This is a genomic window from Hallella multisaccharivorax DSM 17128 (genome assembly GCF_000218235.1).
GTDB classification, from domain to species: domain Bacteria; phylum Bacteroidota; class Bacteroidia; order Bacteroidales; family Bacteroidaceae; genus Prevotella; species Prevotella multisaccharivorax.
In genome coordinates, this window is sequence record NZ_GL945017.1 from 1,211,955 (window position 1) to 1,229,649 (window position 17,695).

Below are 17,695 nucleotides of genomic sequence, written 5' to 3' on the forward strand. Positions count from 1 at the left end.
AAAAACCTCATACTTTGGTACAGAAATAAAAGCAAAAAGCGTACCTTTGTGACACAAACCATTAGAAAAAGACAATGACGCGAAATATTTTTGGCAATGTGTTCACCCTTACCTCTTATGGTGAGAGCCACGGTGTGGCTGTGGGTGGTGTCGTCGACGGCATGCCGGCAGGAATAGATATAGACCTTGACTTCATTCAGTACGAGCTTTCACGGCGCCGGCCGGGGCAAAGCAAGGTGACCACCTCACGCAGTGAACTGGATCAGGTGGAGCTGCTCAGTGGGGTATTTGAGGGAAAATCGACGGGTGCACCGATAGGCTTTATGGTACGCAATACCAACCAGCATTCCAAGGACTACGATAACATCCGTCGGCTGTTCCGTCCCTCACATGCTGACTTTACGTATTATTCTAAGTATGGTATCCGCGACTACAGAGGTGGTGGCCGCTCATCGGCACGCATTACGATTGCCCGATGTGTGGGTGGCGCGTTAGCGAAATTGGCTCTACGTCAACTCGGCGTAAGCGTTCAGGCCTATGTCTCTCAGGTGGGTGCTGTTGCGCTCGACCGTGACTATCATCGTTATGACCTTTCAAAGGCCGAGGAGAATGTGGTGCGTTGTCCTGATGAGATGAAGGCGAAGGAGATGGAACGCCTCATTCTTGAGGTCAAAGGGAAGGGTGATACTGTCGGTGGAGTGGTGACATGTGTCATTCGGGGATGCCCTGCGGGACTGGGTGAGCCAGAGTTTGGCAAGCTCCATGCACAGTTAGGTGCGGCAATGCTCTCGATCAATGCGGTAAAGGGCTTTGAAATCGGCGATGGATTCGATATCGTACCGCACTATGGCTCTGAGGTGAACGATATTCTTACGACCGACGGCCTGCGTTCCAACCACTCCGGTGGGATTCAAGGTGGGATCTCCAATGGTGCTGACATATTCTTTCGTGTGGCGTTTAAGCCAGTGGCCACGCTCCTCATGTCCCAGCCGACGATAGACATCGATGGCAATGCCACGACCGTGAACGTGCGTGGACGTCATGACCCTTGCGTGGTGCCGAGAGCGGTGCCCATCGTTGAGAGCATGGCTTCAATGGTGATTCTTGATAGCTATTTGTTGAATAAGACGGTGAAATTGTAAACGGTATGTGTGACGAGGAGGTTCGTATTGTCGGCGGTACGAAGGATCAGGCTGCAGAAATAGCCTCATTGATCATGGAAGCGATGGACTATGACTGCTGTCTACATTTTGCCGGCCCTGAGCATTCGCTGGACGATTTCCATCGCATGATGACAGATCTTGTCAGAATGGACGACAGTCAGTATTCTTATCGTAACACTTTGGTTGCTATGACGGGAGGGGAGATAGCGGGAATATTGGTGGGATACGACGGTAAAGAACTGAGGAAGTTGCGCGTGCGCTTTGTGGAAAAAATGCAGGAATATTTTGGGCGGGACTTCTCTGGAATGAAAGATGAAACGACTGAGGGCGAGTATTATCTTGACTCGTTGTGTGTGAAGTCAGCTTTCCGTAAACACGGTATCGCTACGCGGTTGATCGGAGAAGCTATCAGGCGGTACGGTAGTCAGCCCGTGGGCTTGTTGGTGGACCATACACACCCATGGGCTGAACGGCTCTACCGTGCCATTGGTTTCGAGTTTGTCAATGCGACGATGTGGGGTGGGCACGCAATGAACCATCTACAATATTTCAAAGGATAAAATGCAACATGGGATCGCATTTCATCTCACTTCCACAATCTCTGCGAGCTCTTTGCGCTTTTTCTCTGTATGGGGACAATCTTCAGCAATGTGTCCTACGGGGATAATGGCAACAGCCTCAAAGCCCTCTATGTGAAAAAGCTGGTTGACGGCCGAGACATCGTAGTTGCACACCCAACATGTGCCTAATCCTCTGTCAGCTGCCGCCAGGCAGAGATGCTCTACAGCTATGCCGAGATCGATGTCACCGTGGGCTTTGCCATCTCCTTGGCGCACCCAGCAGCCTTTGGTATTCTTTAAACATAGCACGTACATCGGTGCGGTGGTGAACCAAGGGCGGTCGTAGCATTTTCGGATGCTGGCCTTAGCCTCATCAGAGGTCAAGAGCAAGAACTTCCAGGGCTGCTTGTTGCAGGCCGATGGAGCCAGACGCACACATTCCATGATATAGTCAATGTCAGCCTTGCTGACCCGTTCCTCAGTAAATTTACGTGTTGAGAAACGCAGAGTAGAGAGCTCCTTGAATTCCATACTGTTCTCTTTTTGGGTCATTGCTTCACGGCCTTAGGCGTCCATGCGTTCAGGAAACGGAGCACCTTTTCCTTATTATAGCCTTTCCCTTCCTCAAGGAAACTGGAATCCTGAATATGCAGTACCTTTCCATTGGCATTGAGGACGACAAAGACAGGAAAACCAAAACGCTGCGGGTTATCTAACCGCTTCATCAAGGTCTCGGCTGCTGTATTGTTGGCTTTGCGAGGATTGTAGTTGACGTGGAGGTACAGATAATTGTCGGTAATCACCTTCGTAATGTCGGAATCCTTACTGATGAAATCGGCAAACCTTAGGCACCATGGACACCAATTTCCGCCAACTTGGCAGATGATAAACTTACTTGGACTTGCGGACTTTATTTGGACGAGAGCCTGGTCTATTTGCTCCATCGGATTGATGGACTCGTCGTACACTTTTTTTAATGTTGACTGTGCGCCCACCATTATAGTGACGAGAGCCAGCAGGAGCGTTAAGATTGATTTCTTCATAATGCGTTTTGGTTATGGTTTGTTATTAACTGTATGATGTCTTTGAGATGATCAGGATTGAACCATTGTATGTCAACATCTTTTTTGAACCATGTGAGCTGCTTGCGCATATAGCGGCGGGTGTTTGACTGTATTTGCCGAATAGCTTCATGAAGAGAGATGAGGCCATCGAGGTAGTCGAACATTTCTTTGTAGCCGACCGTGTTGAGCGCATTGAGTTCCCGCCTGTCATAAACGGAAAGAGCCTCGTTAACAAGTCCGTCGTCAACCATTTTGACTACGCGGTTGTTGATGCGTTCGTACATCTCTCCACGGGGACGGTTCAACCCTATCTTGACAATGTGGAAAGGACGCCGCTTGACAGATCCCTTTCTATAATAAGAATATGTATGCCTCGACTGATGACAGATCTCTAAAGCGTGGATTACACGGCGTGGATTGTTTTTGTCGACAATTGCCCAATAGTCGGGATCCATTCGATGAAGTTCTTCGACAAGTTTTTCCAAACCTTCGCTTTCGAGCCTTTGCTTCATCCATTGGCGTGTCTCTTCGTTTATAGTAGGGATGTCATCGATGCCTTTACATACGGCATCTATATACATCATACTACCGCCGGTGAGCAGCAAACTCTGATGTAGGGTGCCGTCTTCGGTACCATGGAAAAGCCGCTCTATGAGGGAGAGACAGTCTTCCTCATAGAGCGACGCACTGTAGTAATCGTCAATGGAATGATTACCGACGAAGTAATGACGCACTTTCTCTTGCTGCAGAGGGGTAGGGGCAGCAGTGCCAATAGGTATCTCCGCGTAGATTTGCCGTGAATCAGCATTGATGATAGGTGAGCCGAGATACCTGGCAATGGTCAGAGCCGCCTCGCTCTTACCAACACCCGTGGGACCAAGAAGCATGAAGAGCGTATTCAAGTCTAACGGATAATACCCCGTTTGGAGGTTGAGATGAAGTCGATGATATATTGAATTTCCGGTGTCACCTGTAACTCGCTCTGGATCTTCTTCAGGCCGTCGGCGATGATGCCCTCGCTATAGATGAGACGGTAAGCATTGTGGATGAGTTCGATGAGATCGTTGCTAAAGCCGTGGCGACGCAACCCTACAAGGTTGATGCCACAATAGCGGGTAGGCTCCTTGCCGGCAATAATGTATGGGGGTATATCTTGACTGAAGCGACAACCACCTTGAATCATTACATAACCGCCAATCTTGCAGAATTGGTGAGTAAGGACGGTGGCAGAAATAACGGCATTGTCGTCAATGGTGACCTCACCGCCGAATTTCGTAGAATTGCCGATGATGCAGTTGTTGCCTAATACACAGTCGTGTGCCACATGCATATTCTCCATGAGTAGGTTATTGTTACCGACAATGGTTTCGCCTTTCGACGCAGTACCACGCGAAATGGTGACATTTTCACGGATGCTGTTGCCGTCACCGATAAGACATTGAGTGTCTTCGCCTTTGAACTTTAGGTCCTGTGGCTTTGTGGAGAGGCTTGCCCCCGGGAACACCTCGTTATTACTACCCATACGTGTGCCATAGTTCAGGGTAACGCTGTTGTGCAGCACATTATTGTTGCCAATGATAGTATTCTTATCAATAAAGCAGAAGGGGCCGATGATGTTGTTGTCGCCGAGTTTTGCGTCGGGGTCAACGAATGCCAGTGGGCTTATCTGATTCATAAATGATTATTACTGATTATTTTGTGAACTTCTTCTTTGCTATCATTTTTTCTTTTCACTCTTCGTTCTTGACAATTTGTGCAGTGAAGGTAGCTTCAGAGACGACGTGGTCGCCGACGAACATATAGCCTTTCATAGAGCTGATGCCATGGCGTACGGGGCTGATTAACTCGACGCGGAAGAGCAGAGTATCGCCTGGTACGACCTTATGTCGGAACTTTACATTGTCAATCTTCAGAAAATAGGTGGACCATTTCTCGGGTTCATGCAGCTGGCTGAGTACAAGTAGTCCGCCGCATTGTGCCATGGCCTCAATCTGCAGTACGCCTGGCATAACGGGCTCCTGTGGGAAGTGCCCCTGGAAGAAGGGCTCATTGGCTGTGACATTTTTTACGCCAACGATGGTAGTGGCACCCATGGCGACTATCTTGTCCACGAGCTGCATAGGATAGCGGTGAGGAAGCAGCTGGCGGATGCGGATGTTGTCCATTAGTGGCTCATCATTGGGATCATAGATTGGAGCCTGTACCTCATGCTTGCGAATCTCCTTACGCATAAGGCGTGCAAATTTGTTATTAATTGTGTGTCCGGGGCGTGTGGCAATGATGCGGCCTTTAATAGGCTTGCCGATCAAGGCCATGTCGCCGATGATGTCAAGGAGCTTATGTCGGGTGCACTCGTTGTCCCACCGCAACGGGTGGTGTTGGATATAACCAATCTTGGTGGCGTCGATATGCGGCACATGAAGTAGGTCTGCCAGTTTATCGAGTTTTTCTTGCTCAACCTGTTGCTCATAGATCACAATGGCATTATCGAGATCACCACCTTTTATAAGATTAGCCTCAAGTAGGGGCACAATATCCCGCACAAAAACGAATGTGCGTGCTGGCGCTATATCAGTGGAGTATTTGTCTATGCTATCAAGGGTGGCGAACTGTGAGCTGATAAACTTAGAATTGAACGAGCACATGGCCGTAATGGAGAAATCTTTGTCGGGAAGAATCGTAATCACAGATTTACTCTCGTCGTCTCTCACTTCAATTTTCTTTCGGATGATATAATAGTCTTTTGGCGCATTTTGATCCACGATGCCCACCTTCTTGATTTGCTCTACATATATGTCAGCGGCTCCATCAAGAATAGGGAATTCTGGTCCATTAACCTGAATGAGGCAGTTGTCGATGCCCGAGGCGTAGAGGGCGGACATGCCATGCTCAACAGTGGAAACGCGTGCCTCTCCCTTTTGAAGTACAGTTCCACGATGCGTGTCGACGACATTTTCGGCGATGGCCTCAATGACGGGTTGCCCTTCCAGGTCGATGCGTTGTATCTTATAGCCAGTGTTCTCGGGTGCAGGATTAAAGGTAACAGTGAGGTTAAGCCCTGTATGCAGGCCCTTCCCCGAGAGGGAGAAACTGCCACCCAGCGTCTTTTGTTTTTCAGCGTTCATATCTGTGTTATTCTTTATTCTTTTTGAGTTCAGCAACCTCTCTCTGTAGTTCGTTGAGTTGTTTGTAAAGATCTGGTAGCTTGTTGACCAAGGCATGACTTCTGAAGAATGTCATTTTTCCGACGGGAGGCGTACCAATTAATGTTTGGTTGCTCTTAAGTGACGATGGAGCACCTGATTGTGCACCGAGCAACACACGGTCACCGATGGTGATGTGCCCAGAGACGCCTGCTTGGCCACCGAACATACACCACTGTCCCACTTTTGTCGAGCCGGCAACACCCACTTGGGCCGACATCACCGTATTCTCGCCGATATCAGTGTTGTGAGCTATCTGTACGAGGTTGTCAAGCTTCACGCCTTTGCGCACGATGGTGGAACCCATCGTAGAGCGATCTACACATGTGTTAGCACCAATCTCAACATTGTCTTCGATCGTTACGATTCCAATCTGAGGTATCTTGTCGTATTGGTTGGTCTCCGGATTTGGCGCAAATCCAAAGCCGTCTGCACCGATAACGGAACCTGAATGCAGCACAACGGAATTGCCAATACGGCATCCTTGGTAGATGCTTACATGAGGATAGATGATACACCCCGCTCCCATCTTGACATTCTCCATGATGGTCACGTTGGGATAGATTTGACAACCGTTGTCAATCTCCACGCCGTCACCTATGTACGAGAATGCACCGACATAGCAGTCTGTACCGATTTTGGCGTTGGGTGAAATAAATGCCAATGGGTCAATGCCCTTCTTCTTCGGTGTGCTTGCCGCATAGAGCTGCAAGAGCTTAGCCACGCAGTCGCGGGCATTCTTCACACGAATGAGCGTAGTCTTAACAGGGTGTTCGAAATCCAAACTATCATCCACAAGGACAATACTCGACATCGTGTCGTAGATATAGTGGATGTATTTTGGGTTGGCAAGGAAAGAGATGGAGCCAGGCACGCCTTCTTCTATCTTGGCGAAAGTGTGTACCGTGGTGTTTTCGTCTCCTTCCACTCTTCCCTGAATAAACTGGGCTATCTGTTTGGCAGAAAATTCCATGATGTCTCTGTTTTGAAATATTTCTGCAAAAATAATGAATTATTTCCGAACAATGGGATTCTGTTCGGATTATTTGGGAATTTTATCAGGCAAACGGCGTGTAGTTGCACACTTATGCGTCATTTGTGAAATATTCAGAGCGCTTCCAACTCTGTTTGCATCTGCTGTTGTAGCTCTTTTGCCTTTTCCTTGGCAGCCTCGGCAAAATGTTCGTCATGTCCTGCATAGATGATACCTCGACTGGAGTTGACAAGCAGTCCGCAGTCTTTAGTCATACCGTATTTACAGACCTCCTGCAGGCTACCGCCTTGCGCTCCCACACCTGGGACAAGGAGAAAGTGGTGTGGGGCCACACGACGGATGTCCTTAAACATCTTGCCTTGTGTGGCGCCGACGACATACATCATATTCTCCTCAGTACTCCATTGTTGTGTCTTGCGAATCACTTTTTCAAAGAGGCGCTCGCCGTCGTTGTCTGTCGTCAACTGAAAGTCGTGACTACCCCTATTGCTGGTCAGCGCGAGTACGATAATCCACTTGTCCTTGTATTCGAGGAATGGCGTCAGGCTGTCTTCGCCCATGTAGGGAGCCACGGTGAGTGCATCAACGTTGAGCTCCTCGAAGAAAGACTTGGCATACATCGCCGAGGTGTTACCAATATCCCCGCGCTTGGCATCCGCAATGATGAGGTGACTGGGATAGGCTCCGCGTATATAGTTGACGGTTTTCTCGAGTGCCCGTATTCCTTCGATGCCATAGCACTCATAGAAAGCCAGGTTGGGCTTATAGGCTACGCAATAGGGAGCTGTGACATCAACAATAGCCTTGTTGAACTCGAAGATAGCATCCTTGTCATCTTTAAGGAAGGTCGGTATTTTGTTAATGTCTGTATCCAGGCCAACACAGAGAAATGACTTCTTCGTAAAAATCTCCTTGACAAGTTGTTGTCTGTTCATGATTATTTGGTATTTTCTATTTTTGGCTTTTCTAAGGCTTTATCGTTTTTCTTTTTGTAGAGTCTAACAAGGAAATCATCGGATTGCATAGTTTCCTCTTCCTTACTGTGATCCTCGTTTTTTCGTGTCCAGAATCTTGCCATAACCTTACAACTCGTTATCTTTGAGTTTCTCTGCGTTCTCGGCCACGGTGAGATGATCAATCATGTCTTGGATATTTCCATTCATGAAGCCCTGCAGGTCGTGAATGGTATATCCGATACGATGATCGGTCACCCTACCTTGGGGATAGTTGTAGGTGCGGATCTTTGCCGAGCGGTCTCCGGTAGAGACGAGCGACTTGCGTCTGCTTTGGATGTCTCCCACGTATTTAGCGTGCTCACGGTCATAGACAAAAGTATAGAGGCGGCTCAAGGCACGCTCCTTGTTCTTCGGCTGGTCACGCGTCTCGGTACACTCAATGAGAATTTCCTCCTCTTCGCCAGTTTCTGGGTTCTTCCAGGGATATCGCAAGCGCACGCCTGAGCTCACCTTGTTGACATTCTGGCCACCGGCACCACTGGATCGGAAGGTGTCCCATTTGATTTTGCTTTCATCGATGTGCACTTCAAACTTATCGGCTTCTGGCAGAACAGCTACGGTGGCGGCACTTGTGTGCATGCGCCCTTGCGTTTCAGTGGCCGGTACACGCTGCACGCGGTGAACACCAGACTCATATTTTAATGTACCATATACATTGTCTCCGCTCACGGCAAAGTCAATTTCCTTGTAACCACCGACAGCGCCTTCGTTGAACGATGTCACGCTGACATTCCAACCTTTGATATCGCAATAACGCTTATACATATTGAAGAGATCACCGGCAAAGAGCGCGGCTTCATCGCCACCCGTCCCCGCGCGTATCTCCATCTGCACGTTCTTTGCATCTTCAGGGTCTTTGGGTACCAGCAACAGTTTGATTTCTTCTTCGAGCTTAGGTTGCAAAGCCTCATTATCTTGCAGTTCTTCCCGGGCCATAGCCTTCATATCAGGATCGCTTTCATTCACAATGATGTCCTTGGACTCTTTGATAGCATTGAGACAGGCAGTATAGCGTTTACGGGCATCCATGATGTCTCCGAGCTCTTTATATTCCCTTGCCAGTTTGACATAACGGCCTTGGTCGGCAATAACCTCTGGGTCGGTAATCAGTGTCGATACTTCCTCATAACGTGCCTCAAGGCCGTCAAGTTTCTGTAAAATAGTATTCTTTTCTTCAGCCATTCCTGTGCGTTCTTTCTTCTATCAATAGTTGAATTCCCCGTACTTCGAGTGGATCGTCAGAGAACGTTTGCCCTCCTCAATATGTCCGATGATCTGAGCGTCGATGTTGAAGCTCCTGCTCACGTCAATGACTTTATCGGCAACCTCCGGACGCACATAGATCTCCATTCTGTGACCCATGTTGAACACCTGGTACATTTCTTTCCAATCGGTGCCCGAGCAGTCGTGAATGATTTTGAACAGTGGTGGGATGGGGAACATATTGTCTTTCACTACGCGGCAATTGTCACTCACGAAGTGCAGCACCTTGGTCTGCGCTCCACCTGTGCAGTGCACCATGCCATGGATTTCCTGGTGCAACTCATCGATGAGCCGTCTGATGACTGGTGCGTAGGTGCGAGTGGGGGAGAGTACGAGTTGGCCGGCGTCTACGTCAAGGTCTTCAATCTTGTCGGTGAGATGGTATTTGCCGCTGTATACCAGTCCATTGGGCACAGCGTGGTCGTAGCTTTCCGGGAATTTCTCTGCAAGATATTTGGCAAACACATCGTGGCGGGCACTCGTTAACCCATTGCTGCCCATTCCTCCATTGTAGTGGTCTTCATAAGTAGCCTTGCCTGTAGAGCTCAGGCCTACAATGACATCACCCGGACGGATGTTGGCGTTGTTGATAACATCGCTACGCCTCATGCGGCAGGTAACTGTGGAGTCTACAATTATGGTTCTGACAAGGTCGCCCACATCAGCCGTTTCGCCGCCGGTAGGCCAAATTCCAATATCCATCTCACGTAGTTGGGCAAGGAACTCGTCGGTACCGTTGATGATAGTGGAGATGACCTCTCCGGGTATGAGCATCTTGTTTCTTCCTATCGTTGAGGATACTAAGATGTTATCTACGGCTCCCACGCAGAGCAGGTCGTCAGTATTCATTACTATGGCATCCTGTGCAATACCCTTCCACACGCTCAGATCACCGGTTTCTTTCCAGTACATATAGGCCAGCGACGACTTTGTTCCTGCTCCGTCAGCATGCATGATATTGCAATAGTCAGGGTCACCGCCCAGTATATCGGGAATAATCTTGCAGAAAGCCTGTGGGAAAATGCCTTTGTCGATGTTCTTGATAGCATTGTGCACATCCTCTTTTGCGGCTGAGACACCGCGCATCATGTATCTGTTGTTCATATGTTTTGTTATTTATTCCAATATTCCCAACTTGCGAAAGCCTGTAGCAATAACATCTCAAGGCCGTTCTTGACATTTGCTCCATATTTTTTGCCTTTGCTTAGGAACAGAGTCTCATCGGGATTATAGATAAGATCGTAGAGCAGAGTGTGGTTGTCCATGGCCTCATAGGGAAGTTTCGGACACTCGTCAGCGTGTGGGAACATGCCACAAGGGGTACAGTTGACGATGACATTGTATTCTTTGATCGTCTCCGGAGACACATCCTCATATTTGATGGCTCCGTCTTTGCCCGACCGACTAACTTTGAGGGTTTCTAATTTCAATGAATGTAAACCAAACTCAATGGCTTTCGAAGCGCCACCGGTTCCTAAGATGAGCGCTTTTTTGTGGAAAGGCTCAATCAAGGGCTCTATGCTTCGGGTAAACCCTATCACATCGCTATTGTAGCCTTTGAGTACTGTCTTTTTTCCTTTGTGCTCTATTTTGATGACATTGACCGCGCCGATCTCGCTGGCTTCCGGACTGAGTCCATCAAGAAAACTGATGACTTTTTCCTTATAGGGAATGGTGACGTTAAGTCCGCGCAGCTCGGGATTGGTGTCAAGCACTTCGGGCAGTTGATCAATGGTCGGTAACTCATAGTTCTCATACACGGCGTTAATTCCTTCGTTTCGGAATTTCTCATTGAAAAAGCTGATGGAGAACGAGTGCTCCAGCGGGTAGCCTATCAGTCCGTATTTGTCCATTTCGTGAAGTGTATTTATCGTGAAGAATATTTTCTTATTTCTCTGCAAAATAGATAGTGCAGATACCAAATGTTAGTCGCTTGAAACTCACTTTTGAGAATCCCGCTTCTCTGAGTATTTCCATCATCTTCTCACCTTGCGGGAAGGCCTCGATGGTTGCTGTGAGATAACTGTAAGCGCTTTGGTCCTTGCTGATGAGCCTTCCGTAGAGAGGTAGAAATGTGTGAGAATAAACGCGAAACAGCTGCCTCATGGGGAAAGAAACGGGTGTGGTGAGCTCTGCGATGCTTAAATGTCCCCCCCTCTTAAGTACTCTGCACATCTCTCGGAGTCCTTGGTCCAAATTCTGGAAGTTGCGAATACCGAACGCTGCGGTCACCGCGTCAAAGGTCTCGTCGGAAAACGACATGGCCATACAGTCCTCTTTCTGAAACGACACCACGTCGTCCAGCCCAAGCCGTTTCACCTTCTGCCATCCGATCTCCATCATCCCTTCTGAGATGTCAGCCCCGATGAGCTTGTCAGGGGTCAGCTTCTGTGCTGCGAGGATAGCGAAGTCGCCCGTACCCGTGGCAATGTCGAGAATGGACTTGGGGTGGTAGGGCTCCAGCAACTTAATGGCTTTCTTTCGCCATCCTTTGTCAATATCCCACGACAGCCGGTGGTTCAGGGTGTCATAGGTGGGAGCGATGTTATCAAACATCGTCTCCACCAACTGCCCTTTTTCCCCCTGCTTGCCGTATGGATTGATCTTTTCTTGCTCGTACATTACTTTCTTTTGGCAAGCCAAGCCTTGACGTTCTTCTCGATTCTTCCGGCAATATCGCCTTCTTCAGCGGCTTTGTCAAATTTCTCACCAGTGATATGCTCGTAAAGCTCAATATATCTGTCTGAGACGCTCTCGGCATAAGTGTCGGTAATCTCCGGCATAGTCTGTCCGGGCTGGTTCATGAAGTTGTGCTCAATGAGCCACTGGCGTACAAACTCTTTCGAGAGTTGCTTCTGCGGCTCGCCCTTTGCAAAGCGCTCCTCATAGCCGTCAGCATAGAAATAGCGGCTGGAATCGGGCGTATGGATTTCGTCGATAAGATAGAGTTTGCCGTCGCGCTTGCCAAACTCGTATTTCGTATCGACAAGAATAAGGCCGTGCTTGGCGGCGATTTCCTGTCCGCGAGCGAAGAGCTTGCGCGTCCAGTCCTCAATGACAGCATAGTCCTCGGCCGACACGATGTCTTGCTTGATGATCTCTTCTTTGGAGATATTCATGTCGTGCCCCTCGTCGGCTTTCGTCGTAGGAGTAATGATAGGCTCGGGGAATCGCTCGTTCTCGCGCATGCCTTCAGGCAGCTTCGCGCCGCAGAGCTCACGGCAGCCGTTCTTGTACTCGCGCCAAGCTGAGCCAGTGAGGATGCCGCGGATAATCATCTCCACACGGAACCCCTCGCACTTCAGGCCTACGGTTACCATCGGGTCTGGCGTGGCGAGTTTCCAGTTAGGGCAAATGTCGCTGGTGAGGTCAAGAAACTTAGAGGCTATCTGGTTGAGCACCTGGCCCTTGAAGGGAATGCCCTTGGGCAATACCACATCAAAGGCGGAGATGCGGTCAGTAGCCACCATTACGATGAGATCATCATTGATGTCGTAAACGTCACGTACTTTACCGTGGTAAACACTCTTTTGTCCATCGAAATGGAACTCAGTCCTTGTCAATGCTTTCATTTTGCGTATTATTTGATTTTAGCGAAGCTATCTTTCTGTCATAGGCATCGTAGGCGTTCACGATTCTCGTGACAAGCTTGTGCCGAACGATGTCTTTCTGTGTAAGGTTGACGACAGCGATTCCCTCAATGCCACCAAGTATCTCTAAGGCTTCCCGCAGGCCGCTCTTCTGCTGTCGCGGCAGGTCTATCTGTGTCATGTCGCCTGTGATGATCATTTTTGTATTCCATCCCATTCTGGTGAGGAACATTCTGATTTGCGCGGGTGTAGTGTTCTGTGCTTCATCGAGGATGACGACAGCATCGGAGAGCGTGCGTCCACGCATGAAGGCCAGTGGGGCAATCTGTATGACGTGTTTCTCCATCATGTCCTGCAGTTTCACGGCCGGTATCATGTCTTCAAGGGCGTCGTACAGCGGTTGCAGGTAGGGGTCGATCTTGTCTTTCATGTCGCCTGGCAGGAATCCGAGTTTCTCACCCGCTTCCACAGCAGGACGGCTGAGGATGATTTTCTTGATATCTTTCTCTTTCAGAGCTTTGACGGCGAGTGCGATACTGAGATATGTCTTTCCGGTGCCTGCAGGCCCTACGGCGAATACCATGTCGTTTATGGCGAAGGCGTCAATGAGTTTCTGCTGGTTCTCTGATCGGCCTTTGATGGGTCTGCCTGAAATGCTGTAGACCAATACGTCCTTTGCAGCGTCTGCCTTGGTCTTGTGGCCTTTGACAATGTCGAGGATGTCTTCTTCGGTGAGTGTGTTGTATTTGAGGATATGCTTGCGCATAGTCTCTATTTCTTCCTCCACTTTGGACATCTCCTCTTCGTCACCAAGTACGCGCAGCACGTTGCCTCTTGCCACGATGCGTGTCTTGGGGTATAGCGACTTAATCATCTGTAGATGCCCGTTGTTGACACCGTAGAATGTTACGGGATCGATGTCTTCAAGTACGATGTGTTTCTCTATCAAATGTGTGATTGATTATGCGTTTGTTATTTGGTGCAAATTTACTGTTTTTCCTTGATATATTTGTGTTTTTCAGCGTAACAAATACAAAAAAATACGGACCTTGCCAGTTTTTCTGACAAGGCCCGTGTAATGATTACAGGCCGGAAAGGATTATCTCAGTCCTCTTCCATGGCAGTTTTTGAATTTCTTGCCGCTTCCGCAGGGGCATGGATCGTTGGGGCGTGGCATTTTCTCCCTGATGATGGGCATGTGCTTTTGCTGCTGTGCGCCTTCGCGGGTGTCCTGCATGGCGGCGCGCCGCTGTGTCTTTTCCATCTCGTCAAAGTTGACCTTCTGCTCGTTGTAGCGTTGCTGGTGCTCCACCGGCGCAGCTTCCTGTACAGGAGCCTGTTGCTGCTGTACGGGGATCTGTCCGCGCATGAGGAAGGATGCGATGCGATCGTTCATGTCGTCAATCATTGAATCCCACAGCTTGGCACTCTCCAGCTTGAAGACCAACAGTGGGTCTTTCTGCTCGTAGGAAGCATTCTGCACAGAGTGGCGCAACTCGTCGAGCTGGCGGAGATTCTCTTTCCAGTCGTCGTCGATGATATGCAGCACGACAAACTTCTCAAACTCCTTGACGATGTTCTTTGCCTCGGTCTCGTAAGCCTCTTTAAGGTTCACTCGGAGCTGCACGACGTGGCGCCCATCAGTGATGGGAATGAGGATGAACTGATAGATGCTGCCCTGGTTTTCATAGACATCCTTAATGACAGGGAAGGCTTCGCTCTGAATACGATCGGTCTTGCGCTTGAAGGCAGCCATGGCATCCTGAAAGGCGCGTTCCTCAAGCTCGCCGCGATCAGAGTTCTCAAACTCCTCTTCGGTGAAGGGAACTTCCATGGAGAGCACCTGCAGGAAGGATTCCTTACAGCCCTCAAAATCGTTCTTCTCGATGATGCTCAATACGCGGTCCCAGATGATGTTGGCGATATCCATACCGATACGCTCACCCATGAGGGCGTGGCGCCGTTTCTCGTAGATAACGGTACGCTGCTTATTCATCACGTCGTCGTATTCGAGAAGATTCTTACGGATACCGAAGTTGTTCTCTTCTACCTTCTTCTGCGCGCGCTCAATGCTCTTTGAGATCATAGGGCTCTCAATGCGTTCACCGTCCTCGAAGCCGAGGCGGTCCATTACTCTTGCGATGCGTTCGGATCCGAATTTACGCATGAGCTCGTCTTCCAGTGAAACATAGAAGACAGACGATCCTGGGTCGCCTTGACGTCCGGCACGTCCGCGAAGCTGGCGGTCCACGCGACGGCTCTCATGGCGGGTAGTACCGATGATGGCAAGTCCGCCGGCAGTCTTCACGTCGGGAGTGAGCTTGATATCGGTACCACGTCCGGCCATGTTGGTGGCGATGGTAACGGCACCGAGCAGCCTTTCCTCGTTATGGATGAGGCTCTCGGCACTCTTTCCGGCCAGCGCGTGGTCAGATCCCTTCTTGTTCTCGTCGGCGGCCTTGATGAGTGCGTCCTGATAGCGCACGGCGGAAGGCTTGTCGGTAAAGGCTTTGCCGTCGGAGGTGATGTAAACCTGTCCCATGGTGCTTTTGCCGGCCTCGGCCACGATCATGGCTTCTTTCTGGTGCAGCTTGGCATTGAGCACGTGGTGTGGAATCTTGCGCATGGTGAGCATACGTGAGAGCAGCTCGGAGATTTCCACCGATGTCGTACCCACGAGGCACGGGCGGCCTGCCACGCGCATCTCTTCCACCTCTTCAATGACGGCGGCGTATTTCTCGCGTTGAGTCTTGTAGACACGGTCCTCCAAGTCCTTACGGGCGATGGGACGATTGGTGGGTATCTCGACCACGTCAAGCTTGTAGATGTCCCAGAACTCACCGGCCTCAGTCGATGCGGTACCTGTCATACCGGCTAACTTATGGTACATGCGGAAATAGTTCTGCAGAGTGATGGTGGCGAAAGTCTGAGTGGCAGCCTCGACCTTGACGTGCTCCTTGGCCTCGATGGCTTGGTGCAGTCCGTCGCTCCAGCGTCGGCCTTCCATGATACGGCCTGTCTGCTCGTCTACGATTTTCACTTCACCGTCGATGACGACATACTCGTCATCCTTGTTGAACATGGTGTAGGCCTTAAGCAGTTGCTGCAGGGTGTGCACGCGGTCGCTCTGTACGGCATAGTGGCTGAGCAGGTCGTCCTTCTTGTCAAGGCGTTCCTGATCACTGAGGCTTTTCTCATTTTCCAGAGAAGAGAGCTGCGAGGCGATGTCGGGCAGCACGAAGAGATCCTTATCGTGTACCTCGTTGGCGAGCCAGTCCACGCCCTTGTCGGTGAGGTCAGCGGAGTTGAGCTTCTCGTCGACGACGAAGTAGAGGGGTGCCACAGCTTCGGGCATGCGGCGGTTGTTGTTTTCCATGTAGATCTCCTCGGTCTTCTGCATGCCGCTTTTGATGCCTTCCTCGGAGAGGTATTTGATGAGAGCCTTGTTCTTAGGCAGTGCCTTGAAGGAACGGTAGAGGCTGAGAAAGCCCTCTTCAAGTAGCTGCTGCGCTTTGTTCTTGTCGGTTTCCTGCCGTCCGGCATTGATTTTCTGGCGGGCATCGGCCAGCAGTTCGGTAGCCTGCTTGCGCTGCACTTCGTAGAGCTTCTCCACGAGGGGCTGATACTCCTCGTACATCTGGTTCTCGCCTTTGGGCACGGGACCTGAAATGATAAGAGGTGTACGTGCATCGTCGATGAGCACGGAGTCGACCTCGTCGACAATGGCAAAGTTGTGGCGGCGCTGCACGAGGTCGTCGGGTGAGAGAGCCATATTGTCACGCAAATAGTCGAAACCGAACTCGTTGTTGGTACCGAAGGTGATGTCAGCCTGGTAGGCTTTGCGGCGCTCCTGTGAGTTTGGCTGGTGCTTGTCGATACAGTCGACGGAGAGTCCGTGGAACTCATAGAGGGGCCCCATCCACTCAGAGTCACGTTTGGCGAGATAGTCGTTGACGGTCACCATGTGCACACCGTTGCCTGTGAGGGCGTTGAGGAAGACGGGGAGGGTGGCGACGAGGGTCTTTCCCTCACCGGTGGCCATCTCTGCAATCTTTCCCTGGTGCAGAGCAATACCTCCGAAGAGCTGCACATCGTAGTGTATCATGTCCCAGTGGATCTTGTTTCCTCCGGCAGTCCACTCGTTATGGTAGATGGCCTTGTCGCCATCGATAGTGATGAAGTCGTTTTTCGGGTTGGCAGCCAGCTCACGGTCGAAGTCGGTAGCAGTCACCACGGTGTCGGCATTCTGCGTGAAGCGGCGGGCGGTGTCCTTGACAATGCTGAAGGCTACGGGCATAACGTCGTTGAGAGCTTTCTCCAGTGCTTCGAGCATTTCCTTGTCTTGCTTGTCAATCTCATTGAAGATGGGCTCGCGCTCGTCGATGGGGGTGTCCTCAATCTTGGCGCGGAGCTCTGCGATCTTCTCCTTATAGGGCTTGGCAGCATCTTGCACGTAGGCCTGGATTTCCTTGCTCTTGGCGCGGAGCTCGTCGTTGGACAGCTTCTCGATTTCAGGATAGGCCTCCTTGACTTTCTCCACGAGGGGCTGGATGAGGCGCATGTCACGCTTTGACTTGTCGCCGAAAAGGGATTTCAAAAACTTGTTGAAGCTCATATCTTGTTATTCTTTTTCCTATTTGGATGCAAAGTTAATAAAACTATTTGGTAATCAGCTTTTTTGAAAGCTAAAAATACGGACGGGGCTCCATTGTTTCATCATTGGATTGCCTCTACGCTGCGGAGGCATTGCCTTTACACCGTAAAGGCAATGCCATTACACTGTAGAGACGATGCCATTACAGCGTAAAGGCGTTGCCATTACGGCGTAGAGGCGAATGGTGT

At 50.1% G+C, this 17,695-nt stretch carries 16 protein-coding genes; 2 read left to right on the forward strand and 14 right to left on the reverse strand.

The genetic code is table 11. The features are described from left to right. The first annotated feature begins 74 nt into the window (after positions 1-74). Both aroC and PREMU_RS05260 read left to right on the forward strand, forming a co-directional pair. Positions 75-1,142 carry a chorismate synthase gene (gene aroC / locus PREMU_RS05255; protein ID WP_007573675.1) on the forward strand — a complete coding sequence of 356 codons (1,068 nt, stop codon included), beginning with the start codon at positions 75-77 and terminating at the stop codon, positions 1,140-1,142. A gap of 5 nt (positions 1,143-1,147) precedes the next feature. Next, on the forward strand, positions 1,148-1,723 hold the full coding sequence (locus PREMU_RS05260; protein ID WP_007573677.1) for a GNAT family N-acetyltransferase: 576 nt from the start codon (positions 1,148-1,150) through the stop codon (positions 1,721-1,723). Between the two features lie 21 nt (positions 1,724-1,744). On the opposite strand, the gene PREMU_RS05265 is transcribed toward PREMU_RS05260, so the two are convergent. From PREMU_RS05265 to PREMU_RS05330, 14 genes are all read right to left on the reverse strand, one after another. Further along, positions 1,745-2,254, reverse strand: a complete 510-nt coding sequence (locus PREMU_RS05265) for a nitroreductase family protein (protein ID WP_040558654.1) — start codon at positions 2,252-2,254, stop codon at positions 1,745-1,747. Positions 2,255-2,271: 17 nt separating this feature from the next. Further along, positions 2,272-2,766: a thioredoxin family protein gene (locus PREMU_RS05270; protein WP_007573681.1), complete on the reverse strand. Its 495-nt coding sequence runs from the start codon at positions 2,764-2,766 to the stop codon at positions 2,272-2,274. Then, positions 2,763-3,689, reverse strand: coding sequence for a tRNA (adenosine(37)-N6)-dimethylallyltransferase MiaA (miaA, locus tag PREMU_RS05275; RefSeq protein WP_040558017.1), 927 nt, complete (start codon positions 3,687-3,689; stop codon positions 2,763-2,765). Before miaA ends, PREMU_RS05270 begins: the two co-directional genes overlap by 4 nt. A 2-nt stretch (positions 3,690-3,691) precedes the next feature. Next, the gene (lpxA, locus tag PREMU_RS05280) at positions 3,692-4,462 is read right to left on the reverse strand and encodes an acyl-ACP--UDP-N-acetylglucosamine O-acyltransferase (protein WP_007573685.1); all 771 of its coding nucleotides are present in this window, start codon (positions 4,460-4,462) and stop codon (positions 3,692-3,694) included. A gap of 55 nt (positions 4,463-4,517) precedes the next feature. Next, positions 4,518-5,912, reverse strand: coding sequence for a bifunctional UDP-3-O-[3-hydroxymyristoyl] N-acetylglucosamine deacetylase/3-hydroxyacyl-ACP dehydratase (locus tag PREMU_RS05285; protein WP_007573687.1), 1,395 nt, complete (start codon positions 5,910-5,912; stop codon positions 4,518-4,520). A 7-nt stretch (positions 5,913-5,919) separates the two neighbouring features. Then, entirely contained in the window at positions 5,920-6,963 is a 1,044-nt protein-coding gene (lpxD, locus tag PREMU_RS05290; protein WP_007573688.1) for a UDP-3-O-(3-hydroxymyristoyl)glucosamine N-acyltransferase, read from the reverse strand. Between the two features lie 134 nt (positions 6,964-7,097). Then, positions 7,098-7,919 carry an orotidine-5'-phosphate decarboxylase gene (gene pyrF / locus PREMU_RS05295; protein ID WP_007573689.1) on the reverse strand — a complete coding sequence of 274 codons (822 nt, stop codon included), beginning with the start codon at positions 7,917-7,919 and terminating at the stop codon, positions 7,098-7,100. Positions 7,920-8,066: 147 nt separating this feature from the next. Next, a complete protein-coding gene (gene prfA, locus PREMU_RS05300; protein ID WP_007573691.1) occupies positions 8,067-9,182 on the reverse strand; it encodes a peptide chain release factor 1 in 1,116 nt (371 codons plus the stop codon). 21 nt (positions 9,183-9,203) lie between these two features. Then, positions 9,204-10,367, reverse strand: a complete 1,164-nt coding sequence (locus PREMU_RS05305) for an AIR synthase-related protein (protein WP_007573692.1) — start codon at positions 10,365-10,367, stop codon at positions 9,204-9,206. 8 nt (positions 10,368-10,375) lie between these two features. Next, entirely contained in the window at positions 10,376-11,116 is a 741-nt protein-coding gene (locus tag PREMU_RS05310; protein ID WP_007573693.1) for a shikimate dehydrogenase family protein, read from the reverse strand. 34 nt (positions 11,117-11,150) lie between these two features. Then, the gene (ubiE, locus tag PREMU_RS05315; RefSeq protein WP_007573695.1) at positions 11,151-11,885 is read right to left on the reverse strand and encodes a bifunctional demethylmenaquinone methyltransferase/2-methoxy-6-polyprenyl-1,4-benzoquinol methylase UbiE; all 735 of its coding nucleotides are present in this window, start codon (positions 11,883-11,885) and stop codon (positions 11,151-11,153) included. After that, entirely contained in the window at positions 11,885-12,835 is a 951-nt protein-coding gene (locus PREMU_RS05320) for a phosphoribosylaminoimidazolesuccinocarboxamide synthase (protein ID WP_007573696.1), read from the reverse strand. Before PREMU_RS05320 ends, ubiE begins: the two co-directional genes overlap by 1 nt. After that, the gene (locus tag PREMU_RS05325; protein WP_007573698.1) at positions 12,813-13,802 is read right to left on the reverse strand and encodes a PhoH family protein; all 990 of its coding nucleotides are present in this window, start codon (positions 13,800-13,802) and stop codon (positions 12,813-12,815) included. The genes PREMU_RS05320 and PREMU_RS05325 overlap by 23 nt, the downstream gene beginning before the upstream one ends. Positions 13,803-13,952: 150 nt before the next feature. Next, positions 13,953-17,468, reverse strand: coding sequence for a preprotein translocase subunit SecA (locus PREMU_RS05330; RefSeq protein WP_007573700.1), 3,516 nt, complete (start codon positions 17,466-17,468; stop codon positions 13,953-13,955). Positions 17,469-17,695: the final 227 nt, after the last annotated feature.

What these genes read in the sequence shown, in the direction of transcription:
- prfA (WP_007573691.1), bottom strand. Translation starts at nt 9,182, where the DNA reads ATGGCTGAAGAAAAGAATACTATTTTACAGAAACTTGACGGCCTTGAG.
- lpxA (WP_007573685.1), bottom strand. Translation starts at nt 4,462, where the DNA reads ATGAATCAGATAAGCCCACTGGCATTCGTTGACCCCGACGCAAAACTC.
- PREMU_RS05265 (WP_040558654.1), bottom strand. Translation starts at nt 2,254, where the DNA reads ATGGAATTCAAGGAGCTCTCTACTCTGCGTTTCTCAACACGTAAATTT.
- PREMU_RS05260 (WP_007573677.1), top strand. Translation starts at nt 1,148, where the DNA reads ATGTGTGACGAGGAGGTTCGTATTGTCGGCGGTACGAAGGATCAGGCT.
- PREMU_RS05320 (WP_007573696.1), bottom strand. Translation starts at nt 12,835, where the DNA reads ATGAAAGCATTGACAAGGACTGAGTTCCATTTCGATGGACAAAAGAGT.
- pyrF (WP_007573689.1), bottom strand. Translation starts at nt 7,919, where the DNA reads ATGAACAGACAACAACTTGTCAAGGAGATTTTTACGAAGAAGTCATTT.
- lpxD (WP_007573688.1), bottom strand. Translation starts at nt 6,963, where the DNA reads ATGGAATTTTCTGCCAAACAGATAGCCCAGTTTATTCAGGGAAGAGTG.
- PREMU_RS05270 (WP_007573681.1), bottom strand. Translation starts at nt 2,766, where the DNA reads ATGAAGAAATCAATCTTAACGCTCCTGCTGGCTCTCGTCACTATAATG.
- PREMU_RS05330 (WP_007573700.1), bottom strand. Translation starts at nt 17,468, where the DNA reads ATGAGCTTCAACAAGTTTTTGAAATCCCTTTTCGGCGACAAGTCAAAG.
- aroC (WP_007573675.1), top strand. Translation starts at nt 75, where the DNA reads ATGACGCGAAATATTTTTGGCAATGTGTTCACCCTTACCTCTTATGGT.
- PREMU_RS05310 (WP_007573693.1), bottom strand. Translation starts at nt 11,116, where the DNA reads ATGGACAAATACGGACTGATAGGCTACCCGCTGGAGCACTCGTTCTCC.
- ubiE (WP_007573695.1), bottom strand. Translation starts at nt 11,885, where the DNA reads ATGTACGAGCAAGAAAAGATCAATCCATACGGCAAGCAGGGGGAAAAA.
- PREMU_RS05285 (WP_007573687.1), bottom strand. Translation starts at nt 5,912, where the DNA reads ATGAACGCTGAAAAACAAAAGACGCTGGGTGGCAGTTTCTCCCTCTCG.
- PREMU_RS05305 (WP_007573692.1), bottom strand. Translation starts at nt 10,367, where the DNA reads ATGAACAACAGATACATGATGCGCGGTGTCTCAGCCGCAAAAGAGGAT.